The sequence below is a fragment of the Nocardia sp. NPDC051833 genome (assembly GCF_040681225.1).
GTDB lineage: Bacteria > Actinomycetota > Actinomycetes > Mycobacteriales > Mycobacteriaceae > Nocardia.
In genome coordinates, this window is sequence record NZ_JBFAYK010000003.1 from 451,922 (window position 1) to 475,410 (window position 23,489).

Here is a 23,489-nt window from a genome sequence, read left to right on the forward strand (position 1 = left end):
CCCGAAATGGACGTCGGACTGCTTTTCGACCTGCGCAATCCCGCCCAGTGGCAGCGGCCGTGGGCCGACCACTACGCCCGCACCCTCGAGTTCTGTGAGGAGGCCGACCGGCGTGGTGCCGGCGGGGTCTGGTTCACCGAGCACCACCTCTTCGAGGACGGATACCTGCCGCAACCGCTCACTTTCGCCGCCGCCGCGGCGGCCAGGACGAAGCGGGTACGCATCGGCACCGCCGTGGTGCTGCCCGCCCTGCGCAAACCCGCCCAGCTCGCCGAGGAGGCGGCGCTGGTCGACCTGATCAGCGGTGGTCGGCTCGAGCTCGGTCTCGGCGCGGGCTACCGTGTGCCCGAATACCGGCTCTTCGACACCGATTTCGGCCGCCGATTCGCCCGCACCGGCGAGACCATCGCCGAAGTCCAGCGGCTCTGGGCCACCGGCGGCATCACGCCGGGACCGATCCAGGACCCGGTGCCGCTGTGGGGCGGGTTCTACGGTCCGCGTGGCGCGCGCCTGGCCGGGCGGCTCGGCATCGGGTTCCTGCACATCTCGCACGCGCTGTTCCCGCAGTATCGCGAGGGACTGATCGAGGGCGGGCACGACCCCGAGACCGCTCGCGTCTCCGATCTGCTGCCGATCCTGCTGGCCGACGACCCCGAGGCCGCCTGGGAACGGGTGGCCCCGCACCTCGCCCACCAGATGAACTCCTACCGGCAGCTGTCGGTGGCGGGCACCGACGCCCCGGTGCCCCCGGCCCTGGAACTCGACGAGCTACGGCAGCGCCCTGAGGACGGATCCTTCGGCCTGCTCGAAATCCTCACTCCCGAACAGGCCGCCGCGCGGATCCACGACCGCGTCGCCGGGCTGCCGGTGCGGCACCTGATCTTCTGGGCCAGCATCGCCGGAATGCCCGACGACCTGGTGACCCGGCACATCGAGCTGGTCAGCGAACAGCTGCCGCCGTTGCTGGACAAGCGGTTCCAGCTCGCCGCCGGGACGATTCCCGACGGGCGCCGCTCGACGACCGGCGCCCCGATTCCCGCCCGCAACGGCCATGGCTGACGCACGACCAGCGGTGCCGACCTGGGATCGGCGCCGCTGGGTACTGCTGCTGGTGCTGTCGGGCAACATGATCCTCGACGCGATCGAGGGCTCGATCCTGGTGCCTGCGTTCGGGGCGCTGACCACCGAGCTGGGCCGGTCGGCGTGGGAGACCCAGTGGTTGTTGGCCGGTTTCGCCGCGGGCTTCGCTGCTCTCTTGCCGACCGGGCCCGCCTTGGCCGTCCGGTTCGGACGCAAGCGGGTCTACCTGGCCGCGATGGCGTTGTTCGCCCTCGCCTCGGTGGTCGGCGGGCTCACCGACGACCTGTCGCTGCTCGTCGCGACGCGGGTGGTGAAGGGCGCCGCCGCCGCGCTCACCGCACCCGCCGGGTTGGCGGTCATCGCCGCGGAGTTCCCCGCGGGTGCCCAGCAGCGCCGGGCGATCTCGGTCTACGCGGTGTTCGGGGCCGCCGGATTCACCACGGGCCTGCTGCTCTCCGGTGGGCTCGCCGCACTGAACTGGCACCTGCTGTTCGTGTTTCCCGCGCCGGTCGCGATCGTGCTGCTGATCGCCGCGTGGCGGGTGATCCCCGACGCGCCGGTGGGTGCGCTACCGCGGCTGTCGAAGGCGTTGGTGCGCAACGGTTCCCTGGTGCGGTCCGCGCTCGGCGCGGCGGCACTCAACGGTGGCTATCTCGCCCTGCTGGTGGTGTTCGCCGTGCAGTTGCACGAGGTGCTCGGTTGGGCCACTTGGCAGATCGCGCTCGGGCTGTTGCCCGCGAGTGTGCCACTGGCGGTGTCGGTTCCGTTCGCGGGACGCTACGTCGCCCGGTTCGGCACCGCGCCGATGATCCTCGCCGGCGCGGTGGCGACCCTGGCCGGTCACCTGCTGCTGGTCGCCGGGCCCGACATCCGGGACTATCGCGGCGATGTGCTGCCGGTGCTGCTGCTGATCGAGGCGGGGTTCGTGCTCTCCTTCGCGGCGCTGAACATGCAGTCGACCGCGACCGTGCCCGCCGAGCTCCGCCCGATCGCAGTGCCGCTCTATCAGACCGGGGTCCAGTTCGGTGCCGCGCTGGTACTGCCGGTCGCGGTCGGGATCGCGGTCGCCGCCGACGCCTACCGTCCCGCGGCGGCGGTGATCGCGGTCGCGGGCCTGCTCGCGGTGCTCGCGGCGAGCGCGGAATTCCGCGCCACCCGTCGCCCGACCGCCGACCCCGGCGAAAGTCATTCCCTGACAACCACAGTCGAAGCCGAGAGGTCCCCGTCATGACCGCAGATGTTTTCCTCCGAGAACACCCCGACGAGCAGCGTACCGGCAGACGGACCCTGGCCCTGTTCCCCGGCCAGGGCTCCCAGCGGCCCGGAATGGCCGCCTGGATCACCGACTACCCGGCGGCCGCGGAGGTCTTCCGGCGCGCCGACGACATCCTCGGCCTCCCACTGACCCGGCTGTGCGTCGAAGGCACCGCCGAACAACTGCGGGCCACCGATGTCGCCCAGCCGGCCATCGTCGCCACCAGCCTCGCGCTCAGCGCGGTCCGCGCCCAGCGGGGCCTGCCCCCGGCGGCCGTCGCGGGCCACAGTCTGGGGGAGTTCACCGCCCTCGCGGTCGCCGGCGTCCTGGACGAGGACACCGTGCTGCGCCTGGTGCGCCGCCGCGGCGAGCTCATGGCGGAGGTCTCGCGCCGCCACGACGGTGCGATGAGCGCGGTCATCGGGCTGGCCGCCGAGCAGGTCGACACCCTGTGCGCCCAGGTGACCTCGGGGGTCGTCGGTGTGGCCAACTACAACCAGCCCACCCAGACCGTGGTCTCGGGCACCGCCGCGGCGGTGGCCGACCTCGAGGACCTGGCCCGCGCCGCCGGTGCCGCGAAAGTGGTGCGGCTCAGAGTCGCCGGCGCGTTCCATTCCCCCCTGATGGCCGAGATCGCCGACGAATTCGGCACCGAGCTCGACCGCTGCGCCCTCCACGCTCCGCGCATCCCGGTCCTGAGCGCCGTCACCGCCGACTACGTCGCCGACCCCACTGAAATCCGTGCCCTCCTGCGCGGCCAGCTCCTGGCCCCGGTCCGCTGGGTGGAAACCGTCCAGCGCGCCGCCGCGGACGGCTACGACGAACTCGTCGAGCTGGGCCCGGGCCAGGTACTGACCGGCTTCTCCCGCCGCATCGCCCCCGACCTCACCTCGACGGCGATCTCGACGCCGGAGGGCTAGCCGAGGTGCCGGTCCGGTGGTTTGCGCCAGACCGAGACATGGCTCTCGCTGTCGTCGGTGAACGGCGTGCCGAGCCAGTCCGCGGTGCGCCGCTCCGGCGACAGTCCGGCCAGCTGGGCCATCAGATCGCACTCGGCGGGCCAGGCATAGCGGAAGTCGCTGTGGCCGTAGGTCACCGTGCCGTCGGGATGGCGTCGGTAGTGATGGGACGTGCCCTGCTGGGTGCTCAGATCGTAGGTGTCGAATCCGGTGTGGTGACTGCCCACATGGAACGGCACCGCGGTCTGACCCGGCGGGAACCGCCGGATGCCGGGGACCCACAGCTCGATGACGAACCTGCCGCCGGGGGTGAGATGTCGTGCGGCATTGCGGAAACACTCGACCTGCTCGGCTTGAGTCAGCAGGTTTCCGAGGCCGTTCCACACCAGGTACACCAGGGCGAATTCGCCCGGCACCCGGCTCGTGGTCATGTCACCGACGACCACGGGGAGGTCGGGGCGCTTGCGGTGGAGCTGCTCGACCATGGGCGCGGACAGTTCGATTCCCTGCACGTCGACGCCCTGCTCGAGCAAGGGAATCGCGACCCGGCCGGTGCCGATGGCGAACTCCAGCGCGGCACCGCCGTCGGCCGCGTCCGCCAGGAACCGCACCGCCGGATCGAGGACCTCGGGCGCGAACATGAAGGCCGAGTCGCGGTCGTATCGCTCGGCCTTCGCGGCATCCCACACCTCGCTGCTCACCACACCGGCAACCCTTCCCTGGCGGACCGGTCGCCTGCCACTCCTTTTCGCGGCGCGCTCACAGGTCCAGGTCGAGGACGGGGGAGTGGGACCGGGACGAGCAGGTCGTGAACATGCCCTCGGCCCGTTCGCCGTCGGTGAGTACATCGTCGCGATGGTCGGGATCGCCGGCGAGCACGCGCACGACACATTCGCCACAGATGCCCTGCTGACACGAGAAGGGCGCGTCGACACCGTTGTCCAGCAGGACATCGAGCACGGTCCGGTCCTCGTCGACGGGGTATTCGGCGCCGGTCGAAGCCAGTCGGACGACGAATCCGGTCGCCTCGGACCCGGCCGGTGCGGCGAGATCGGTACCGAATCGTTCGGTGTGCAGGGCCTGGCCCGGCCACCCGAGCGCCTCGGCCTTGCCCAGCACATAGTCCATGAACCCGTCCGGCCCGCAGACGTAGACCGCCGTCCCCGACCGCGGATCGCCCAGATCGCGGGCGACATCGAGCGCAGTGTGTTCGTCGTCGATGTGGAGGCGGACCCGGGGATTGCCGGTCAGCTCGTCCAGAAAGGCAGCGCGAGAACGGCTCCGGGCGCTGTAGTGCAGGACATAGTCCGTGCCCACCTGTTCGAGCTCGGCCAGCATGGCGAGCAGCGGCGTGATTCCGATCCCGCCCGCGATCAGCACCTGACGCTTCGCCGTCACCAGGGGAAAGCGGTTGCGCGGGGCGGAGATCCGTACCCGATCACCCACCGCCAGCGCGTGCATCGCTTGCGACCCGCCGCGCGAGTTCGCCGCGTGCAGCACCGCCAGCCGATACCGGCCCGGCCCGGGCGTTCCGCACAGTGAGTACTGGCGGACCGTCTCGGGACCGAGCTGGACATCGATATGGGATCCGGCGGTGTACGAGGGGAATTCGGAACCGTCGACCGGGGCGAGCTCGAGCACCACGATGTCGGGCGTCACCAGGGTGCGGGCGCGGACTTCCGCGTCGGTCCAGGTCATCGCGTGCCCCGGTCAGACACCGGCCACCGGTACCGCCGACGCGGACGCCTCGGGCGTCGACTCGGCGAGGGTGAACAGTCCGGCCTGGGTGTCCCGGACCGGTTCCTCGACCAGACTCACGCCCTGGGGATCGCGACCGGCCTCCACATCGTCGATCATGGTCCGTAACAGCCTGCGCAACAGCACCACACCGCGATCGGTGGTTGCCAGGGTTTCCTCGGAGTGCAGGGCGACCGGGCCCTGGGAGGTCATGATCTCACCGTCACCGGGAGACCGCTGACGTTCCTCGTCGCTCAGCTCCCACGAGTTCTTGCCGTCCTGGGTGATCCCGAACAGGAACCGCTCCAGGCGACCGGGATCGCGCGCGCGAATGGAGAAGAACGCGCGATGCCGGGTGTCGTCGATCGGCACCGCCCAGATCACCATGTCGGCCTTGGTATCCGGGGTCAGCTCCACCCAGTCCGGCAGCACCGTGGCGTTGGGCAGGTGCAGCTCGGCGCCCCAGACCCGCTCGGTGCGCACGCCGTCGCGTTCCCGGTCCAGGAACCGGACGCTGTACTTGGCCCCGAACTCGGTGCGGTCGTAGCTGACCCGGCCCGGCAGGGTGTACGGATCGAAGAAGTCCTCTGGAAAGCCGGTCGTGCCGGTGCCGAGGAATTGGTAGCCGCTGTGCTGGGAGTGCAGCCAGTTGATGTGCACCGGATCGATCGTGTTCTCGTAGATGAGCAGCCAGTGGAAGTCCTGCTCGGCGCCGGTCACCGACACCCCGGGAAAGGGCCACTCGGCGAAGTACTGCTCGCCCTCCCCGAGATCTTCGAGGACGTCGTAGCGGGGCAGCGCCGGTTTGCGGTCGGGCGGACCGAGGTAGGCGAACACCAGCCCGTAGCGCTCCTCGACCGGATACCACGGCTGCCGGGCGGCATCGCGGCGCCGGCCGCGATCGGGCTCGCACGCCTGCTCCAGGCAGCGGCCCTGCACGTCGAACTTCCAGCCGTGATAGCCGCAGCGCAGCCCGTCGTCCTCGACCCGGCCGAAGAACAGGCTGGCGCCCCGGTGCGCGCACCGCTCGAACACCACGCCCGCCCTGCCCTGACCGTCCCGGAAGACGACCAGATCCTCGCCGAGAATCCGGGTGCGATGCGGTACGTCGGCGGTGAGCGTGGCCGAGGTGGCGATCGGATGCCAGTACCGGCGCAGCGCCTCGCCCATCGGAGTGCCGGGACCGACCTCGGTCAGACGTTTGTCGTAGGACGGGGCCGGGCGGCCGTATCCGGTGCCGGTGTCCACCGTGCTGTGGTCGGTCATGGTGCCGTCCTCCGGATTTCCTGGATGATCGGGGCGAAGGACTCCATCTCGGGTTCGAGCACGGTGTAGTAGGTCAGGCCGAGTGTCTTGCGCCGCTCGCGCAGGGTGTCGGCGTTCTCCTCGGGCGTCCCGAACAGCAGCGACGGCAGTTCCTCGAGCTCCGCAGGGGTCAGGTCGAGGCGGTTCTGCCAGACGTCGGTGACGCCGTCGGTCGCACCCTTGGGCAGCACCTTGTGGACGGGAATGTTGAACTCCACCTGGTTGATCCGATCACCGAGCAGCCCGCGCACGTACTCGATCCGATCGGTGACCTCGGTGATGCCACCGAGTTTGAGCCCGTCGCCGTCGCGGACCTCGGTGGTGCCGGTGAAGGCGATGATGTCGGCGTGCGCGGCGGCCAGCTTCAGCAGCCGGGGTCCGCGCCCGGCGATCAGGATCGGCGGTCCGCCGGGCTGTTCGAACCGGGCGTACGGTTCGAGCTCGGCTCTCGGCTTGCGGAACTCGGCGACCGTCCGCTCCAGCTGGGAAACCCGTTCGCCCGCAGCGGGAAACGGGATTCCGGCCGCGTCGAACTGCGCCCGGTCGTAGCCCGCGCCGAGTCCCAGCTCGACCCGGCCCCCGGAGTACCGGTCCACCGTCGCGAGATCGCGGGCCAGCACCGTGGGGTGATAGAAGGCGGTATTGAACACCAGCGTGCCGATCCGGATCCGCTCGGTCGCCTCGGCGGCCAGCAGCAGCGTCGGGATCGGGGCGGGCATGCCGAGATGATCCGACACCGAGATGACGTCGTAGCCCAGTTCCTCGGCCGCGCGCACCTTGGCGACCCACTCCGCGCGGGTGGACGGGGTGAAGACGCAGAGGCCGAAGCGGAATGGCCGATCGTGCGGGGAGGTCATGGCGCCTCCTCGGTGGCGATGTTGTCGGCGATCGTCGCCAGTACGGCGTTCGCGGCGAGGAACTCCTCCTCGGTGATGCCACGCAGCGACTCGGCGGCGTGCGCGTTCACCAGGGTTTCGGCACGCTCGTGGGCGGCCTCGCCCGCGGCGGTCAGCCGCAGCGTCGCCTCCGCGACCTCCACCCAGCCGCGGCCGGTGAAGTCGTCGACGATCGGCTGATAGGTCCGCGCGCCGTCGGCGACGAGGAACGGCGCGAACGCCGCGTCGAGTTCGGCGACGCTCCCCAGGCCGATCTGCAGGGCGTGCAGGATCTGCCAGTCCCGCCGGGTGAGCTGCTCCTCGCGCAGCAGTGTCCCGGTCGCCGCGTCGAACTGCTGATGCAGATGTAGCAGCCAGTAGCCGATGCGTTTGGTCGTGTTCTTCTGGAGCATGACGAGCCTCTCTGTTGTTCCGACGTCGGCTACTGCTGCCAGCCGCGCGAGTACGGGACCACCCAGTACAGGTCGAGCTCTATCCGCGCGAACCGCCACCGGCCGTCCTCGCGGACGTACTCGTCGGTGAACTTGCCTGCCACGAAAGAACTTTCGGTGTCGAAGACGACCTTCTCCTCGAAGAAGGACACGCCCGTCGCGCGGTCACCGAGGATCTCCACGTCGTGCCCGTGCAGGAACTGTTTGACCAGGACCTGCCCCGCCGGGCTGTTGTCCTCGATCAGCTGCGGCAGGCCGGCGAAGTAGGCCGCGATGGCCTCCCGGCCGCGCGCCTGGCCGAGGTGGCGGTAGTCGAGGAACGCGTCGGCGCTGAACAGCTCGCCGACCTCGGCCCACCGGCCCTCGTTGATGTGGCGCGGCAGGTCGTGGCGCAGGGTGTTCAGCGCTCGGACGGTCTCGAGCGTCTCGAGCCGTGCGGTGAGCAGCTCGACCTGCTCGACCAGTTCCAGGACTTCCGACATCGCGTGGCACCTCTCGCTCGAACCAGAAACCGGAGCAGATCCCCGCGGCGTTGCACAGGCCGGTCGGGAGCCTCCGGGAAACCTCGGCCACGTCGTTTCCGGGCCGGGCTGAAATCACCTTCGCACGGGTGGTTCGGGGCGTTCAAGATCGTGGCCGAAAACCTGCGGACCGACCGTAGGTTTCGGCTGTCCCGACCGCAGTATTCCGATATCCGGTGGACAGCCGCACAAATGTTGTCGGAACATGGGTGACAGTGTCATCGGCGGCGTCGGAATATCGGCAGCGGAAATGTCACCGAAGGTGTCGGAACACAATGTCACCGATGTTCCCGAACAATTCGGTGACCGTGTTGCCGCGGTGCGGCGAAAACAATGATCGGGCCGGACTCGACAGCGAGTCCGGCCCGATCGCGCGGTGCTCTTCAGATCGGTCCGTGACCCGCGGCGACCCGTCCCGCGACATGACGCACGTCGCGATGCGAGATCAGCCATTCCCCCTCGTACTGCTCGAACTCGTCCTGGACCAGCCCGACGACGGTCCAGTCGGCCGGCCTGCCGACATCGGTGGCCGGGGTGCTCGAGAACCAGTGCCAGACCGTGGCATAGGCTGTGAGCAGGGGTTTGTCACCATTCCATTCGATACTGGCCTGCCCGATCACGTGGGCGACCAGGGACCGCTGCGACTTCGGCACGCGGCTCATGTGCGCGGTGAACTCGTCCCGGCCGTGGAACAGCACCGGCGGGCCCGGCATGATCCGGTACTCGATCAGCGCGTCGGGGGTGAAGCACTCGCTGAACCGTTCGCTCTCCTGGGTGTCGGCGATTCGGAAGAATTTGTTGAACGTTCGGAAGATCGCCCGCTCCGCTTCGATCGTGGCGAGCAGATTGTCGTGTACAGCGGTCACGTCGGTCCTTTCTCTGCCGGGCGACGACGCATCGACCCGGCGCGTCCTTCGGTAATCGACCCGATGCGAAACTAGCACGGTGCCGCGACCGGCTCGATGGCGTGCCGGGGAATTCGCTGCGACCAGGTATTGCGAGCGAGGTGATTCGAATTGTTGACCGAGTATTTCATGGTGTGAAATCTTTCGTCGTGTCGCCCGCCGTGAGTCCCACGTGAATCCGGGCAGTAGACAGAGGAATTCTGGCGTGAGCAGTGCTGTTCGTAAGAAGTCGATTCGCCGTGCCGTGGTGTCGGCGGCGGTGGTGAGCCTGTTCGCCGGTGGGTGTGGCACCGGTGCGCAGCAGGGCGGCGAGGCGGGGCCGCCGAGATCCGGTGGCACGCTGCGGTTCTCGGTCGCCTCAGACGCGGGCTGCGTCGATCCCCAGCAGGTCGGCAGCAGTGACACCTTGTACTCGCTGCGCGAAACCGTCGATTCGCTGACCGACCAGGACCCGGAGACGGGCAAGACGGTGCCGTGGCTGGCCGAGAGCTGGGAGGTCGGGTCCGACGCGCGGGCGTTCACCTTCCGGCTGCGCCGCGACGCCACCTTCAGCGACGGCACCCCGGTGAACGCCCAGGTGGTCAAGGCGAATTTCGACGCGATCCCGAAGCTGGGCGCGCTGGCGATCCTGTCCAAGGGCTACATCAACGGCTATGTCGGCACCGAGGTCGTCGACGAGTACACCGCCAGGATCACCTTCGAACAGCCCAACGCGCAGTTCCTGCAGGCGACCTCGACCGCCGCGCTGGGTCTGGTCTCGGCGGCCAGTGCCGAGAAGACGCCGCAGCAGCGGTGCAGTGACGGGGTGATCGGCTCCGGGCCCTTCGTGCTGTCGAAGTACGTGCCCAACCAGTCGATCACGATCGCCAAGCGGGCCGGGTACGCGTGGGGTTCCCCGCTGTGGACCAAGACGGGCGAGGCCTACCTCGACACCATCGAGTTCACGGTGATCCCCGAATCGGGGGTCCGCGCGGGCAGTGTGCAGTCCGGGCAGATCGACGTCGCCGCCGGCCTCGGCCGCGCCGACGAGGCCGGGCTGAAGGCCGCGGGCATCTCGCTGCTGACGCGGTCGCACCCGGGTGCGGTATTCAACTTGGGGCTCAACAACTCCCGGCCGATCCTGCAGGACGCGCAGGTGCGCCGTGCGATCCAGACCGCCGTCGATCGGCGCCAGATCGTGGAGGCGGTCTTCGCCAGCGGCACGGTGCCCGCGACCGGCATCCTCTCGCACACCACGCCCGGGTACACCGATCTGTCCGCGGACCTCGCCTTCGACGCCGCCCGGTCGACGTCGCTGCTGGACGCGGCGGGCTGGCGGCCCGGCGGCGACGGCATCCGGCAGAAGGACGGCGCCCGGCTGAGCCTGAACGTGGTGTGGTTCAACAACTCCCAGAACACCCGCGCCGCGCTCGAACTGGTCCAGCAGCAGCTCAAGGCCGTCGGGGTGGAGTTGCAGCTCAGGGAACTCCAGGTCACCCAGTTCCCGCAGCTGATCGGCTCCGGCGACTTCGACGGTCTGTGGGGCGGCGATCTGAGCCGAGCCGACCCGGACTGCCTGCGCACGCTGTATTCCACCCAGCAGGTCAACGCCTACCGGCTGCCGCCGAGCGAGCTCGACGGGCTGCTCACCGCCCAGGCCGCCGAGACCGACCAGGCCGAGCGCCAGCCGATCGTGGAGCGGGCCCAGCAGCTGGTCGTGCGCAACGCCTACGTGATCCCGGTGGTGGAGCTCGAGACGGTCCTCGCGGCGGGGCCGACCGTGCACGGCCTGACCTTCGAGTCGTCGAGCCGGACCCGGCTGCACGACACCTGGCGGAGCTGAACCGGCGTGGGACGGTACGTGATCCGCCGCCTGGCCCAGGCGGTCGGGGTGCTGTGGGCGGCGTACACGGTGTCGTTCTTCGTGCTGGAGTTCCTGCCGGGCGACCCGGTGTCGGCGATGGCGGGTGGCGGACTGACCGCCTCGCCGGTCGATCCGCAGGAACTCGCCGCGTTGCGCGCCGAGTACGGCTTCGACCAGCCCATCGTGGTGCAGTACCTCGACTATCTGGGGCGGGCGGTGGTCGGTGACTTCGGCGATTCGGTGGCCACCGGCCGGTCGGTGACCGCCACCATGGGCGCGGCACTGCCGCCCACCCTGCAGCTCACCGGCGCGGCGCTGATCCTGGCCGTGCTGTTCGGCGGCGGCCTCGCGGTCGCCGCCACCTACACCTCGCGGCGCTGGTTGCGACAGGTCCTGCTGTCGCTGCCGCCGTTGGCGATCTCGATCCCGTCCTTCTGGGCGGGCCTGATGCTGGTGCAACTGCTGTCGTTCCGGATCCCGCTGTTCCCGGCCTTCGGCAACGGCGGGCCCGCCGCACTGGTGCTGCCCGCCGTCACCCTGGCGATCCCGACCGGCGCGCTGCTCGCGCAGGTGCTGGCGAAGAGCCTGCTGAGCACCCTGGACGCGCCCTTCGTGCAGACCGCGCGGGCCAAGGGCGCGGGCCGGATCCGGGTCCACCTGCGGCACGCGTTGCGCAACGCGTCCCTGCCCGCGCTCACCCTCGTCGGCCTGCTGGTCGGGCAGCTGGTGGCGGGCGCGGTGGTGATCGAGACGGTGTTCTCGCGCAACGGTCTCGGCCGCGTCATGGCGAATGCCGTGAGCGTGCAGGACATTCCGTTGGTGCAGGGCGTGGTGGTGTTCGGCGCGTTCGTCTTCGTCGTGGTGAATCTGATCGTCGACCTGATCTATCCGCTGCTCGACCCGCGGATCGTGGTCGCGCGCCCGAGGAGCTACGCGTGACCGACACCGCGCCGGCCGTCGCCCGCCCCGTCATCGCCGGGACAGCCGACGACGATCACGACACCGACGCCGCCCGGAGCGGGCTCGCGCGGTTCCTGCTGTACCGGCCCGGGCTGATGCTCTCGGTGGTGACGCTGGTGCTGGTCGTGCTCGCCGCGGCGTGGCCGACGCTGTTCACCGCCCGCGACCCGCTGCTCGGCGTGCCGTCGGAGATCTTCGCGCCGCCGAGCGGACAGCATTGGTTCGGTACCGACGAACTCGGCCGCGACCTGTTCACCCGCGTCGTGCACGGCACCGCGATGTCGCTCCAGGCGACGGTGATCGCGGTGGCCGTCGCGTTCGTGGTCGGCGGCGCGATCGGCCTGGTCGCCGGTTTCGTCGGCCGGTGGGTCGACGACGCGCTCATGCGTTTCGCCGATGTGCTGCTGTCGATTCCGTCGCTGTTCCTGTCGCTGGCCCTGGTGACGGCGCTGGGCTACGGCACGGTGAAGGTGGCGATCGCGGTGGGGGTCGCGGGGGTGGCCGGGTTCGCCCGGGTGATGCGGGCGGAGGTGCTGCGGGTACGGCAGGCGGTGTTCGTCGAGGCGGCGTGGTCGTCCGGAGCGCGCTGGTTCACCGTGCTCGGCCGCCATGTGCTGCCGAACTCGATCGGCCCTGTCGTCGTCCTGGCGACGCTCGAGCTCGGCACCGCGGTGCTGGCGGTGTCGGCGCTGAGCTTCCTCGGCTACGGCGCGGTCCCGCCGGCGCCGGAATGGGGCACGCTGATCGCGAGCGGCCGGAACTATCTCGCCAACGCGTGGTGGATCTCGACCATGTCTGGCCTCATGGTGGCGTTCGTCGTGCTCGCGACCAACCGGATCGCGCGGGCACTGGACGGGGAATGGGAGCGTCGCCGATGACCGGGAAGCTGCTGGAAGTGCGCGGGCTGTCGGTGTCGTACCGCACCCGCACCGGCCGGGCGCGGGCGGTGCGCGGGGTGGACTTCGACATCGCGCCCGGCGAGATCGTCGCGCTGGTCGGGGAATCCGGATCGGGTAAGAGTTCGACCGCGCACGCCGTCACCGGGCTGCTGCCCGCCGCGGGCCGGATCGATGCGGGCGGTATCCGGTTCGGCGGCACCGATCTCGCCACCGCGGGCGAGAAGCACCTGCGTGCGATTCGTGGCGCGCAGATCGGCCTGATCCCGCAGGACCCGGCGGTGTCGCTGAACCCGGTGCAGCGCATCGGCACACAGGTCGCCGAGGTACTGCTGATCCACGGCCTGGCATCGCGGCGGTCGGCGGCCGACGCGGCGGTGGACCTGCTCGCGCGGGCCGGGATGCCCGACCCGAGGACGCGCGCCGCCCAGTACCCGCACGAACTGTCCGGTGGCATGCGCCAGCGCGCCCTCATCGCCGTCGCCATCGCCGCGAATCCGGCGCTCATCGTCGCCGACGAGCCGACCAGCGCCCTGGACGTGACCGTGCAGCGGCTCATCCTCGACCACATCACGAGCCTGACCGAAACCCTCGGCACCGCGGTCCTGCTGGTGACCCACGACCTCGGCGTCGCCGCCGATCGGGCCCAGCGGATCGTGGTGATGTCGCGCGGCCGGATCGTGGAGAGCGGACCGACCCGCGAGATCCTCGACAACCCCCGCGACCCGTACACCCGGCAGCTGCTGAGCAGCGTCCCCGGACGCGCCGCTACCCGCCCGCCCGGCCGGCTACCGGACACCGCGCCGCCGCTGCTCACCGTCGAGAATCTGGTGAAGGAGTTCCCGCTGCCGCGCGCGCGGAGTGTCCCCGCGGTGGACGAGGTGAGCTTCACCGTGCGCCGCGGGGAGACACTGGCGCTGGTGGGGGAGTCCGGCTCGGGCAAGACCACCACGGCCAGGATGGTGCTGCGCCTGACCCCACCCACGGCGGGCCGCATCGTCTTCGACGGCGACGAGGTGACCGCGAGCACGGGCGCGCGGTTGCGGGCCTTCCGCCGCCGGGCCCAGGTGATCTACCAGAACCCGTACGCGTCACTGGATCCGCGTTTCACCATCCGCGACGTGATCACCGAGCCCCTGCGGGTCTTCGGGATCGGCAACCGTGCCGACCGCGCGGCGCGGGCCCGCGAGCTGCTCGACCGGGTCGCGCTGCCCCTGGCGATGCTGGACCGCAGGCCCGCCGAACTCTCCGGCGGGCAGCGGCAGCGCGTCGCGATCGCCAGGGCGCTGGCCTTGTCACCGGAACTGGTGGTCTGCGACGAGCCCGTCTCGGCACTGGACGTCTCGGTGCAAGCACAGATCCTCGAGCTGTTCGCCGAGTTGCAGGCCGCTACCGGCGTGGCCTACCTGTTCATCTCGCACGATCTCGCCGTGGTACGCCGGATAGCCCATCGGGTGGCGGTGATGCGCCGGGGCCGGATCGTCGAGATCGACAGCACCGAAAGGGTTTTCGGTGCGCCGACCCACGACTACACCCGGCAGCTCCTGGCCGCCGTTCCCGGTGCCGGACTCGTCGAGGGGGCCTGAGCGATCAGGTTCCCGCCAGGCGGGCGACGACCGGCGCGAGTTCCCGTGCCGCGTCGTCGTCGAGGACGATGTAGGAGATGCCGTATTCGTCGCGGAGCCGGTGGAGCTGATCGGCGACCCGCGTGGCCGATCCGGTGAGCAGATTCGGCGCGCCGGCGGGGATCGGCGGTCCGATGGTGCTCGCCGGGGTACTGAACCGCAGACCACGTTCGATCTCGGAAAGACGTGTACCCGCGGCAGTTTCGAGCCAACCGACCTGGCGGGCGAGCTGGTCGGCGGCGAAGGTGCTGAACGCGACGGTGTCGGCCTCGGCCGCGGCGAGTTCGGTCGCCCTGCGCCCACCCGCCGCGATCAGCAGCGGCACCTTGCGTGGCGGCGGAGGCAGCAGCGCCGTCCCGGCGTTGGTGTAATGCGGTCCGGTCGCCGTCACGCGTTCCCCGCGGAACAGTGCGTTGACGATCCCGACCGAGGCGGCGAGACGCTCGAACCTGATCCGGTCGGACTCGACCGCGACACCCAGCTCGCCGTAGCCGAGCGCGGTCTGACCGGCGCCGAGCCCGAGCCGGAACCGGCCGCCGGACACCAGATCCAGGGTCGCGGCCTCCCTGGCGAGGACGAATGGGTTGCGGAAGTCGTTGGCCAGCACGAACGTTCCGACTTCGAGCGTCGTGGTGGACGCGGCCGCCCAGGCGAGCGCGGTCAGCGGAGCGGGTACCGGGCCGGGCAGCTCGGGCAGCAGCAGTGACGAGAAGCCGGCGTCTTCGGCCCGGTGGGCGGTCGACGTCCAAGCTGTCGCGTCGGCGGGGGCGACGGTGACCAGGCCGAAGCGGAAAGGGCGGTGGCTCAAGGGTTCTCCGTGGTGCCGTAGGCGCGCAGGAAGGTGTCGACCGCCGCCGTCGCGACGGCGTGCATCTCGGCGGCGGCGACCTTGCGGGTTCCCAGCCTGGTCCGCCCCTCCATGGGCCCGGTGATCAGCACGAGGAATTGCTCGGCGGCGGTGGCGGGATCGCTCGCGCGCAACCGCCCCGACAGCGCCAGCCGCGCCAGCCGATCCGCGAGCGCGTCGCCGAGCTGGTCGGACGTGCGGCTCACCACGACATCGATCAGGTCGGGGAACTGGGCCACCTGACCGTAGGTGAGCCAGCGCAGGGATCGGGACTGCTCCGAACAACACGACCGGATCAGCCGGTATGCCACGTCTTCCAGGGTGGCGCGCAGATCGTCACCCGGGGTGCGCAACCGCTCGACCACCGCCAGGTTCTCGGCGAGCACGGCGTCGCTCACGGCGGCCAGCGCGTGCCGGAACAGCGTTTCCTTGTCGTTGAGGTGGTTGTAGATGGTCGGCTTGGCGACCCCGGCCACCTCGGCGATCTCCTGCACGCCCGCCTGCGCGTACCCCCGCCGGGCGAACACGACGAACGCCGCGTCCAGGATCGCTTGGCGCTTGTCGATCCGCCCGCGCGAAGTGGTCTGACCGGCCGGTGTCGTCGCTGAAGTCACGACCGCAGTCTATCCCATCCGCACCGGAAAATTGCCTCGCTGGTTCAGTTCCATGTACTCCGGTTGTAATGTTCGTGCTCGAACATTAGAGTGAACCAGCGAGTTCAATTCACGCTGCTCCAGTTCGGGAGAAATCGATGACGCAACCCCTGGAAGACCGGCTCGACCCGGCCCTGCGCCGGATGATCGCCGTGATCCTGCTCGGCGGGATCATGGGCATCCTCGACGGCTCGATGGCCGCGGTCGCGGTGGACACGTTGTCCGCCCGATTCGACACCTCGCTCGCCACCGTCGGCTGGGTGTCCACCGGCTACCTCCTCGCGCTGACCCTCACGATCCCGGTCGGCGCGTGGGCGGTCGACCCGGTTCGGCGGCCGCACCCTGTGGCTGTCCGGGCTGGTGGTCTTCCTGCTCGGCTCGATCGGTTCCGGCCTGGCCTGGTCCATCGACAGCCTGATCGTGTTCCGGGTGATCCAGGGCATCGGCGCGGGCATCCTCGACCCGCTCATGCTCACCCTGCTGGCGCGGGCGGCGGGCCCGAACCGGATGGGCCGGGTGATGGGCGTGATGGGCATCGTCGGGTCGACCGGTCCGATCCTCGGCCCGATCGTCGGCGGACTCATCCTGAGCAGCTTCGACTGGCGCTGGATGTTCCTGATCAATGTGCCGATCGCGATCGTCGCCTTCGTGCTGTCGCGCCGGATCCTGCCCGCCGATCCGCCCGAACCGTCCACCACCAAGCTCGACGTGCTCGGTGTGGCGTTGATCGGTCCCGGTGTCGCCGCCGGTGTGCTCGCGCTGTCGGCGGTCGGCGAGCACGGGACCGCCGCGAGCTGGCCGGTGCTGCTCCCGCTGGGTGTCGCCGTCGTCCTGCTGGCCGGATACGCCGTGCACGCGTTGCGCCCCAGGCTCACACCGCCGCTGATCGACCTGCGGCTGTTCGCGCGGCGCAGCTTCACCGCCAGTGTGATCGCGGCCGCGCTGCTCGGCCTGGTCAGCTTCGCCAGCATCTTCGCGATCCCGCTGTACTACCAGCAGGTGCGCGGCTTCGACGCCTTCGAAGCCGGTCTGCTGCTCGCGCCCTTCGGCCTCGGCTCCGCGATCGCGATGCCGTTGGCGGGCAGGTTGTCCGACTCACTCGGCTCCCGCAGGCTCGCGCTGATCGGCGCGACCATCGCGCTGCTGAGCTCGCTGGTGTTCACCCGCTTCGACGCGGACACCCACCTCTGGTGGACGGCCCTGGCGGCGGTCGCCCTCGGCGTCGGCACCGGGTCGGCGGGCGCGCCGGTCATCGGGTCGGTGTACCGCACGCTGCCGCCGGAGCTGGTGCCCCAGGGCAGTTCGGTGCTGTACATGCTCAACCAGCTCGGCGCCTCGATCGGTATCGCGACGGTCGCCCTGGTCATGGAGACCACCGTCGGCGCGCAGCTGGGCTTCCAGCACGCCTACCTCTGGATCGCGGGCGGTGCGGTGATCATGATCGCTGCGGCCTCGTTCATCCCCGGCAAGCCCACGGCCGCGCCCACCGAGGACGCCGCCCCGCCGGCCGCGCCCGCGCCGGTGGCTGACCGGGCCGATGCGGTGTGATCGATGAGCATTCCCTCCGGACAGTGGCTCGAGATCCTGCAGGCCCCCGAACGGGACCGGCTGACGGTGACCGAGGTATGCCGCCGCTACGAGATCTCGCGCAAGACGTACTACAGCTATCTCGCGCGCTACCGGGCACACGGTGAGGATGGGCTCGCCCCGCGCTCCCGTCGCCCGAAAACCGTGCCGGGCCGCTCACCCGCGGACCTCGAGGCGGCCGTGGTGCGGATCCGGCTGACCCGCCCCGGCTGGGGCGCCCGCCGCATCCGCGCCGAGCTGCTCCGCGCCACCACCGACCACGTCCCCGCCGTCTCCACGGTGCACGCGATCCTGCGCCGCCACGACCTGGTCGGCCGGACCAGGGGGTCCATGCGCTGACCGGCCGCGTGCCGGGCCGGCGTTCTGCCTCGCGCGGGGTGGTCGCGCGGTGGCGTCGTGGTTCACAGCGGGCTCCCAGCCGGTACCCAGCTGGGCTGTAGTGGGCGGGGACAAGGTGGTGGCTATGTCAGTTACCGCCATCGTGCCTTCCGGGCACCTCGATACCCGTGCCGAACTCGGCGAGCCGGTCACGGTGCGCCGCGATGGACGTGCGCAGTGGGTCGGCTTGGTCCTGTTGCTGGTGGGGACCGCCGGGGCCTACCTGTGGAACCTGTCGGCCAACGGGTGGGCCAACACCTATTACGCGGCTGCCGTCGAAGCGGGGGCGCGGTCGTGGAAGGCGTTCTTCTTCGGGTCGCTCGACGCGTCCAACGCCATCACCGTCGACAAGACCCCGGCCTCGTTGTGGCCGATGGAACTGTCGGTGCGGCTGTTCGGGATGAACAGCTGGAGCATGCTGGTGCCGCAGGTGCTGCTCGGCGTCGCGTCGGTCGCCCTGCTGTGGGCGATCGTGCGCCGGCACTATGGAGCGAATGCCGGACTGCTGGCGGGTGTGCTGCTGGCGGTGACCCCCGTCGCGGCGTTGATGTTCCGGTTCGACAACCCCGACGCGCTGCTGGTGCTGCTGATGCTGGCCGCGGTGTGGGCGATGAGCCGGGCGCTGAGTGACGGCCGGTGGCGCTGGCTGGTGTGGTGCGGTTTGTTCGTCGGGCTGGGGTTCCTGGCCAAGCAGTTGCAGGTTCTGCTGGTCCTGCCCGCGCTCGCCCTGACCTACCTGCTGTTCGGGCCACCCGCGCTGGGCAAGCGGATCGCGCAGTTGTTCGCGGCCGGGGCGGCGATGGTCGTCGGTGCGGGCTGGTGGATTCTGATCGCCCAGTTCTGGCCCGCCGATCAGCGACCGTATTTCGGTGGCTCGGAGAACAATTCGATCATCGAACTCACCCTCGGCTACAACGGGCTGGACCGGCTGAGCGGCGGTGAAGGCCCAGGCGGCGGATCCGGTGGCGGGAATCTGCCCGACATCTCCGGTGACGTGCCCGGCGGCTTCGGAGGTGGAAGTGCGTTCTCGCAGAACGGGATCGGAAGAATGTTCAATGACGCGGTCGGCGGACAGATCGCCTGGCTGATCCCCGCGGCATTGATCCTGCTGGTCGCCGGCCTCGTGGTGTGCGGGCGTGCGCGCCGCAGCGATCCGCGCCGGGCCGTGCTCGTGCTGTTCGGTCTGTGGGGGGTGGTCACCTGTGTGGTGTTCAGCCTGATGAGCGGCATCTTCCACGAGTACTACACCGTCGCCCTGGCACCGGCCCTGGCCGGGATCATCGCGGCGGGGCTCGGTGTGCTGTGGCCGCGGCGGGACCGCTGGTGGATCCGGCTGACCCTGGCCGCCGCCGTCGCGGCGACCGCGATCACGGCGTGGATTCTGCTCACTCGCACACCGGATTTCGTGCCGTGGCTGAAGTGGGTGGTCGCCGCTGCCGCGGTGCTCGCGATGGCCGGGCTGCTGGCCGGGAAGCGAACGAACCTCGCCGTGGTGACGGTGCTGGCCGCGCTGTTCGTCGGTGTCGCCGGGCCCGTCACGTACACCGTCGACACGATCGGCACCGCGCACACCGGGTCGATCCCGACCGCGGGCCCGCAGACCGAGCGGAGCGCGGGCGGTCCCGGCGGGTTCCCGGGCGCTGTCGGCGACGGTCCGAGCACGGACGGTGGCATGCCCGGCGCCGATCGAACCCCCGGATCCGGCACCACGACGATCCCCGGATCCGGCGGTGGTGATGTCAGCGACGAGGTGGTGGCCTTGCTCGACGCCGATCACGACTCCTACCGATGGGTCGCGGCGACGGTCGGCTCGATGTCGCAGGGCGGGTATCAGCTCGCCAGTGATGGCGAGGTCATGGCCATCGGCGGATTCAGCGGCGGCGACCCGTCGCCGACCCTGGAGCAGTTCCAGCGGTACGTCGCCGACGGCGACATCCACTACTTCATTGCCGGTGGATCCGGCGGTGGACCGGACTCGTCGAACACCAGCGCAGGATCCAGGGTCACCGCCTGGGTGACGGAACACTACAACGCCATCGAGATCGACGGCGTCACGCTCTACGACCTCACCCAGCCGAAGACCTGACACGAACGAAGCGCCCGCCGGGAACCCGTCCGGCGGGCGCTTCGTCTGTTCAGCGAACCTGTCAGGCGGCGTCGAGGGCCGCGGTGATCTTGCGCAGCATCGCGGTCACGGCGGGGCTGGGCGCACCCTGGGCGAACTGGGCGGCGGATTCGGTGGCGGTCAGGACGGTGTCGCGGAAGTTGGCCGCCTCGGCCGGGTGCTGCTCGCCCAGCAGGCGCACGGCCGCGGTGAGGCTCGGCAACACCTGGTCGGCGAGCTCGGCGACCGACTTACCGTGCAGGTGAACATCTTTGGACTTGGCGGCCAGCACGTGACCGACCAGACCGGTCGCCGACGTGAGGGCGATCGAGCCGTGCGAGATCGCCTTGTGCGGCGCGCCCGCGGCCGCCAGCAGCGAGACGGCGCCGTAGGCGGCGGTGCGCAGGGTGGCGGCGTCCTGGGCGGTCAGGGTGGTGACAGACATGGTGTTCTCCTCGAAATCCGTTGTGGCGCCGACGGTGTCGGTGCCGGTTGTTTTCTTCGATGAACACACTGTGCCGGGGCGTCCTGATACCGCCCTGACGCACACCTGACACCACCACTGACACGCGATCGGCCGAGACTCAGAGCCACCTGATCCGGCGGAACACCACCACCAGCGCCAGGCAGATGACCACCATCGTCGCCAGCACCACCGGATAACCCCACGTCTGCCTCAGTTCCGGCATGTAGTCGAAGTTCATCCCGTAGATGCCGGCGATCATCGTCGGGACCGCCAGGATCGCCACGAACGCCGAGATCCGGCGCATGTCGGCGCTCTGCTGGATCGCGATCTTGGCCACCGCCGCGCCCACCAGCGCGGTCAGCGACTCATCGAGGTCGTTGATCCGCTCGGCCACACCGGTGTGATGGTCGGCCACATCGCGCAGGTAGCGGCGGATCTCCTTGGGCAGCGGTATCTCGGGGCGGGTCAGCAGCTGCAACGGCTGGGCCAACGGGCTCACCGCTCGCCGCAGCTCCACGATCTCGCGCTTGAGCTGATAGATCGATTCGATCGGCAAGCGGCTGCGCGGAGTGAACAGCTCCTCTTCGATCTGCTCGACGTCGTACTCCACCGATCCGGCGACCTCGAGATAGGAATCGACGACGTGATCGGTGATCGCGTGCAGCACCGCACCCGACCCCCGCGCCAGACGCTGCGGATCCGCTTCCAGCCGGTGCCGGACCTCGGCCAGCCCGGAATGCTCACCGTGCCGGACCGCGACCACGAAATCGGGCGCGGTGAACACCATGATCTCGCCGGTCTGGACGATCTCGCTCACCGTCGCCATGTCGTGCTCGACATAGGCGACCGTGCGCATCACCGTGACCAGGGTGTCGTCATAGCGCTCCAGTTTCGGCCGCTGGTTGCCCTTCACCGCGTCCTCGACCGCCAGCGAATGCAGGTCGAAGGTCCGGGCGATCTCACCCATCTGCCGGGCATCGGGCTCGAACAACCCCACCCAGACGAACCCCTCGCACCGGCGCCGCACCTCCGCCAGCGCGGCGGCCGGGGTGAACCGGCCGGGCAGACGCCGCCCGGCCACGTAGACGCCGCAATCGACGATCGCCCGCGCCGTCGGCACCGCAGGCTTCGGCGCGTCCTGCGCGGGAGTGAAGCGGGAACGTCGAAACCGGAACTGCGGAGCTGATGACACCGCACGATCCTACGGAGCCGCACGTCCACTATCCGTGCGGCTGACTCGGGTCGTAACCGGGACAGCCCGCGTACGGGCGGGGGAGTTCGGGCTTGGCGCCGAAGCAGACGCTGTTCGGGTCGGTCGGGTCGTAGGAGTCGCCTTCTCTGCGGTGGGTGCCGGACGGGATCGGAACGGGGGTGGTGGAGTCGGTGGGGGTGGTGGGCGGCGGCGTCGTCGGGGTGGGCGGCACCGGGTCGGCGGCGCGCGAGCAACCGGTTCCGAGAAGCGCGAGAGCGAGCACGGAAGTGACGAGCAGGGTGCGGTTCACAACTGTCCCTTCATCGGAGATCGCCGCCGCCGACGGACGGCCAGCACACTTTCGGCAACACTAGTGTGGTGGGCCGTCGCCGCCGTCAGCGGGGGAGCAGGGTGATGCGCGCGTTCGCGGCGGGACTCAAGCCGGTGTGATAGCGCCGCGGCGGCTCGATCGGGCCGTCGATCGGCGCGATGCGGCGATGCTCGAGCACCGTGCGGAACAGGATCCGCGCCTCGGCCAGGGCGAACTGCGCGCCGAGGCAGCGGTGCGCGCCCGCGCCGAAGGTGAGCCAGGTGTTGGTGCTCGGGCGGTGGTCGAGGAACCGCTCGGGACGGAAGGTCATCGGGTCGGGGTAGTGGTGCTCGGATTCGTGGATCAGCAGGATCGGCACGATGACGATCGCGCCCTTCGGGATGGTGATGCCGTTGATCTCGGTGTCGCGCAACGCCCGTCGGCCGGTGAACGGCGAGACCGGGCGCAGCCGCATGACTTCGGCGACCACCGCGTCGAGATAGTCGTCCAGACGCGCGCTGTCGCCGGTGTCGACGGCGGCGTCGACCTCGGCCATGGCGGCCGGATGGGCGGCCAGCATGGCGGCGATCCAGCCGAGGGTGATGGCGGTGGTCTCGTAGGCGCCGAGCAGGATGCCGCGCATATTGCGGGCCAGGGCGGGGTCGTCGTGCTGGTCGAGGTCGGTGCCGATGTAGCGCGACAGCACGTCACGGCGGCCGCTCGCGTGCTCGGGCGCGGCGCGGCGGGCGGTGATCTCCTCGACGATGACGGCGTCGACCTCGCGCTGGGCGCGGCGCAGCGGCGGGTAGGGGATGGTCAGGCCGCCGATGAACGGGGTGATCAGGGTGACGGCGAGGAAGCCGCGGCTCTCGATCTCGCCGAACCACGCGGCGACCGCGTTCCGCAGGCGGTCGCGGCGCTCCGGCGCGACCTCGCCGAAGACGACACCGAGCAACACGCCGATGGCGAGGTCGTAGCCCGCGGTCAGGAATTCGAAGGACTCACCCACCGGCCAGTTCGGCAGTTCGCGCTCGACCACGTCGACCATCAGGTCCTCGTAGGAACGCAGTGCGGCGGTTTGGAACGGCGGCGCGAAATGCTTGCGTTCGCGCCGGTGCTCTTCACCGTCGAGGAAGATCATCGTCTGCTTGCCGAACATCACGTCGTGACTCGAGAACCGGCTCAGGACCTGGCCGATGGAGAAGTCGTCGTGATTGGCGAACAGCGCGCGCACATCACCGGGTTCGTGGGTGACCAGCATCGTGGGAAATCCGGGGGGATCGACGACGAATCGCTCGCCGAATTCCCGCAGCGGGGAACTGTGCGTGCCGGGGCGCAGCAATCCGCCCAGCTCGCCGAGCCGGCGCAGGGGTAGTCGGGGCAGGTCGCGCAGCGCGAGGGAGGTCTGTGACACCCCGCCATCCTCACCGCGAAAATGCCGTTGTGCCAAGCGGTGTCGAAAATTCGATGCCCCCAATTATCGGGGCTCACCATGACGCGGTCGATGGTTCACGACGCCCGCTGAGCGCTCGTGTGGCC

The 23,489-nt window shown here is 70.1% G+C and carries 23 protein-coding genes and 1 pseudogene; 11 read left to right on the plus strand and 13 right to left on the minus strand.

Annotated features, from left to right (window positions below):
• Positions 1-6 precede the first annotated feature (6 nt).
• From AB0L91_RS26730 to fabD, 3 genes are read left to right on the plus strand one after another with little or no spacing between them, the layout of a single operon-like run.
• Entirely contained in the window at positions 7-1,059 is a 1,053-nt protein-coding gene (locus tag AB0L91_RS26730; protein WP_365014663.1) for an LLM class flavin-dependent oxidoreductase, read from the plus strand.
• Entirely contained in the window at positions 1,052-2,311 is a 1,260-nt protein-coding gene (locus AB0L91_RS26735) for an MFS transporter (RefSeq protein WP_365014666.1), read from the plus strand. Before AB0L91_RS26730 ends, AB0L91_RS26735 begins: the two co-directional genes overlap by 8 nt.
• On the plus strand, positions 2,308-3,255 hold the full coding sequence (gene fabD / locus AB0L91_RS26740) for an ACP S-malonyltransferase (RefSeq protein ID WP_365014669.1): 948 nt from the start codon (positions 2,308-2,310) through the stop codon (positions 3,253-3,255). The genes AB0L91_RS26735 and fabD overlap by 4 nt, the downstream gene beginning before the upstream one ends.
• On the opposite strand, the gene AB0L91_RS26745 is transcribed toward fabD, so the two are convergent.
• Genes AB0L91_RS26745 through AB0L91_RS26770 form a run of 6 tightly spaced genes read right to left on the minus strand, consistent with a single transcriptional unit; the run spans position 3,252 to position 8,145 of the window.
• A complete protein-coding gene (locus AB0L91_RS26745; RefSeq protein WP_365014672.1) occupies positions 3,252-3,995 on the minus strand; it encodes a class I SAM-dependent methyltransferase in 744 nt (247 codons plus the stop codon). The genes fabD and AB0L91_RS26745 overlap by 4 nt on opposite strands.
• A gap of 58 nt (positions 3,996-4,053) precedes the next feature.
• Entirely contained in the window at positions 4,054-4,992 is a 939-nt protein-coding gene (locus AB0L91_RS26750; protein WP_365014675.1) for a PDR/VanB family oxidoreductase, read from the minus strand.
• Positions 4,993-5,004: 12 nt separating this feature from the next.
• Positions 5,005-6,297: a Rieske 2Fe-2S domain-containing protein gene (locus AB0L91_RS26755; protein ID WP_365014678.1), complete on the minus strand. Its 1,293-nt coding sequence runs from the start codon at positions 6,295-6,297 to the stop codon at positions 5,005-5,007.
• Positions 6,294-7,193, minus strand: coding sequence for a TIGR03621 family F420-dependent LLM class oxidoreductase (locus AB0L91_RS26760; protein WP_365014681.1), 900 nt, complete (start codon positions 7,191-7,193; stop codon positions 6,294-6,296). The genes AB0L91_RS26755 and AB0L91_RS26760 overlap by 4 nt, the downstream gene beginning before the upstream one ends.
• On the minus strand, positions 7,190-7,624 hold the full coding sequence (locus AB0L91_RS26765) for a hypothetical protein (RefSeq protein ID WP_365014684.1): 435 nt from the start codon (positions 7,622-7,624) through the stop codon (positions 7,190-7,192). The genes AB0L91_RS26760 and AB0L91_RS26765 overlap by 4 nt, the downstream gene beginning before the upstream one ends.
• Positions 7,625-7,653: 29 nt before the next feature.
• Positions 7,654-8,145, minus strand: coding sequence for a nuclear transport factor 2 family protein (locus AB0L91_RS26770; protein ID WP_365014687.1), 492 nt, complete (start codon positions 8,143-8,145; stop codon positions 7,654-7,656).
• 244 nt (positions 8,146-8,389) lie between these two features.
• Between AB0L91_RS26770 and AB0L91_RS26775 the strand changes: the two genes are divergently transcribed.
• Positions 8,390-8,521: a hypothetical protein gene (locus tag AB0L91_RS26775; protein WP_365014690.1), complete on the plus strand. Its 132-nt coding sequence runs from the start codon at positions 8,390-8,392 to the stop codon at positions 8,519-8,521.
• A gap of 46 nt (positions 8,522-8,567) precedes the next feature.
• Here the strand turns inward: AB0L91_RS26775 and AB0L91_RS26780 are convergent, their stop codons facing one another.
• Positions 8,568-9,050, minus strand: coding sequence for a nuclear transport factor 2 family protein (locus AB0L91_RS26780; RefSeq protein WP_365014691.1), 483 nt, complete (start codon positions 9,048-9,050; stop codon positions 8,568-8,570).
• A gap of 244 nt (positions 9,051-9,294) precedes the next feature.
• Between AB0L91_RS26780 and AB0L91_RS26785 the strand changes: the two genes are divergently transcribed.
• The 4 genes from AB0L91_RS26785 (at position 9,295) to AB0L91_RS26800 (ending at position 14,374) form a co-directional block, all read left to right on the plus strand.
• Positions 9,295-10,911 carry an ABC transporter substrate-binding protein gene (locus AB0L91_RS26785; protein ID WP_365014694.1) on the plus strand — a complete coding sequence of 539 codons (1,617 nt, stop codon included), beginning with the start codon at positions 9,295-9,297 and terminating at the stop codon, positions 10,909-10,911.
• Between the two features lie 6 nt (positions 10,912-10,917).
• Positions 10,918-11,871 carry an ABC transporter permease gene (locus AB0L91_RS26790; protein ID WP_365014696.1) on the plus strand — a complete coding sequence of 318 codons (954 nt, stop codon included), beginning with the start codon at positions 10,918-10,920 and terminating at the stop codon, positions 11,869-11,871.
• 116 nt (positions 11,872-11,987) lie between these two features.
• On the plus strand, positions 11,988-12,770 hold the full coding sequence (locus AB0L91_RS26795) for an ABC transporter permease (protein WP_365015291.1): 783 nt from the start codon (positions 11,988-11,990) through the stop codon (positions 12,768-12,770).
• The gene (locus AB0L91_RS26800) at positions 12,767-14,374 is read left to right on the plus strand and encodes an ABC transporter ATP-binding protein (protein ID WP_365014699.1); all 1,608 of its coding nucleotides are present in this window, start codon (positions 12,767-12,769) and stop codon (positions 14,372-14,374) included. The genes AB0L91_RS26795 and AB0L91_RS26800 overlap by 4 nt, the downstream gene beginning before the upstream one ends.
• A gap of 4 nt (positions 14,375-14,378) precedes the next feature.
• Here AB0L91_RS26800 and AB0L91_RS26805 read toward each other — a convergent pair whose 3' ends face one another.
• Positions 14,379-15,221 (minus strand): LLM class flavin-dependent oxidoreductase, encoded by an 843-nt coding sequence (locus AB0L91_RS26805; RefSeq protein ID WP_365014702.1) that lies wholly within the window; start codon positions 15,219-15,221, stop codon positions 14,379-14,381.
• Positions 15,218-15,874, minus strand: a complete 657-nt coding sequence (locus AB0L91_RS26810; RefSeq protein WP_365014706.1) for a TetR/AcrR family transcriptional regulator — start codon at positions 15,872-15,874, stop codon at positions 15,218-15,220. Before AB0L91_RS26810 ends, AB0L91_RS26805 begins: the two co-directional genes overlap by 4 nt.
• Positions 15,875-16,243: 369 nt before the next feature.
• Between AB0L91_RS26810 and AB0L91_RS26815 the strand changes: the two are divergent.
• From AB0L91_RS26815 to AB0L91_RS26825, 3 genes and pseudogenes are all read left to right on the plus strand, one after another.
• A pseudogene (locus AB0L91_RS26815) lies at positions 16,244-17,461 on the plus strand (DHA2 family efflux MFS transporter permease subunit); the annotation flags it as partial.
• 3 nt (positions 17,462-17,464) lie between these two features.
• A complete protein-coding gene (locus AB0L91_RS26820) occupies positions 17,465-17,839 on the plus strand; it encodes a helix-turn-helix domain-containing protein (RefSeq protein WP_365014708.1) in 375 nt (124 codons plus the stop codon).
• 124 nt (positions 17,840-17,963) lie between these two features.
• Positions 17,964-19,964, plus strand: coding sequence for a glycosyltransferase family 39 protein (locus AB0L91_RS26825; protein WP_365014710.1), 2,001 nt, complete (start codon positions 17,964-17,966; stop codon positions 19,962-19,964).
• A 61-nt stretch (positions 19,965-20,025) separates the two neighbouring features.
• Here AB0L91_RS26825 and AB0L91_RS26830 read toward each other — a convergent pair whose 3' ends face one another.
• The 4 genes from AB0L91_RS26830 to AB0L91_RS26845 form a co-directional block, all read right to left on the minus strand.
• A complete protein-coding gene (locus tag AB0L91_RS26830; RefSeq protein ID WP_365014711.1) occupies positions 20,026-20,427 on the minus strand; it encodes a hypothetical protein in 402 nt (133 codons plus the stop codon).
• A 139-nt stretch (positions 20,428-20,566) separates the two neighbouring features.
• The gene (locus tag AB0L91_RS26835; RefSeq protein WP_365014714.1) at positions 20,567-21,640 is read right to left on the minus strand and encodes a magnesium and cobalt transport protein CorA; all 1,074 of its coding nucleotides are present in this window, start codon (positions 21,638-21,640) and stop codon (positions 20,567-20,569) included.
• A gap of 28 nt (positions 21,641-21,668) precedes the next feature.
• Entirely contained in the window at positions 21,669-21,950 is a 282-nt protein-coding gene (locus AB0L91_RS26840) for a hypothetical protein (protein WP_365014717.1), read from the minus strand.
• Between the two features lie 85 nt (positions 21,951-22,035).
• Positions 22,036-23,364, minus strand: coding sequence for a cytochrome P450 (locus AB0L91_RS26845; RefSeq protein WP_365014719.1), 1,329 nt, complete (start codon positions 23,362-23,364; stop codon positions 22,036-22,038).
• Positions 23,365-23,489: the final 125 nt, after the last annotated feature.

Coding starts and splice junctions, on each gene's coding strand:
- AB0L91_RS26730 (WP_365014663.1), top strand. CDS start 7: ATGGACGTCGGACTGCTTTTCGACCTGCGCAATCCCGCCCAGTGGCAG.
- AB0L91_RS26735 (WP_365014666.1), top strand. CDS start 1,052: ATGGCTGACGCACGACCAGCGGTGCCGACCTGGGATCGGCGCCGCTGG.
- fabD (WP_365014669.1), top strand. CDS start 2,308: ATGACCGCAGATGTTTTCCTCCGAGAACACCCCGACGAGCAGCGTACC.
- AB0L91_RS26750 (WP_365014675.1), bottom strand. CDS start 4,992: ATGACCTGGACCGACGCGGAAGTCCGCGCCCGCACCCTGGTGACGCCC.
- AB0L91_RS26755 (WP_365014678.1), bottom strand. CDS start 6,297: ATGACCGACCACAGCACGGTGGACACCGGCACCGGATACGGCCGCCCG.
- AB0L91_RS26760 (WP_365014681.1), bottom strand. CDS start 7,193: ATGACCTCCCCGCACGATCGGCCATTCCGCTTCGGCCTCTGCGTCTTC.
- AB0L91_RS26765 (WP_365014684.1), bottom strand. CDS start 7,624: ATGCTCCAGAAGAACACGACCAAACGCATCGGCTACTGGCTGCTACAT.
- AB0L91_RS26770 (WP_365014687.1), bottom strand. CDS start 8,145: ATGTCGGAAGTCCTGGAACTGGTCGAGCAGGTCGAGCTGCTCACCGCA.
- AB0L91_RS26775 (WP_365014690.1), top strand. CDS start 8,390: ATGGGTGACAGTGTCATCGGCGGCGTCGGAATATCGGCAGCGGAAATG.
- AB0L91_RS26795 (WP_365015291.1), top strand. CDS start 11,988: ATGCTCTCGGTGGTGACGCTGGTGCTGGTCGTGCTCGCCGCGGCGTGG.
- AB0L91_RS26800 (WP_365014699.1), top strand. CDS start 12,767: ATGACCGGGAAGCTGCTGGAAGTGCGCGGGCTGTCGGTGTCGTACCGC.
- AB0L91_RS26820 (WP_365014708.1), top strand. CDS start 17,465: ATGAGCATTCCCTCCGGACAGTGGCTCGAGATCCTGCAGGCCCCCGAA.
- AB0L91_RS26825 (WP_365014710.1), top strand. CDS start 17,964: ATGTCAGTTACCGCCATCGTGCCTTCCGGGCACCTCGATACCCGTGCC.
- AB0L91_RS26830 (WP_365014711.1), bottom strand. CDS start 20,427: ATGTCTGTCACCACCCTGACCGCCCAGGACGCCGCCACCCTGCGCACC.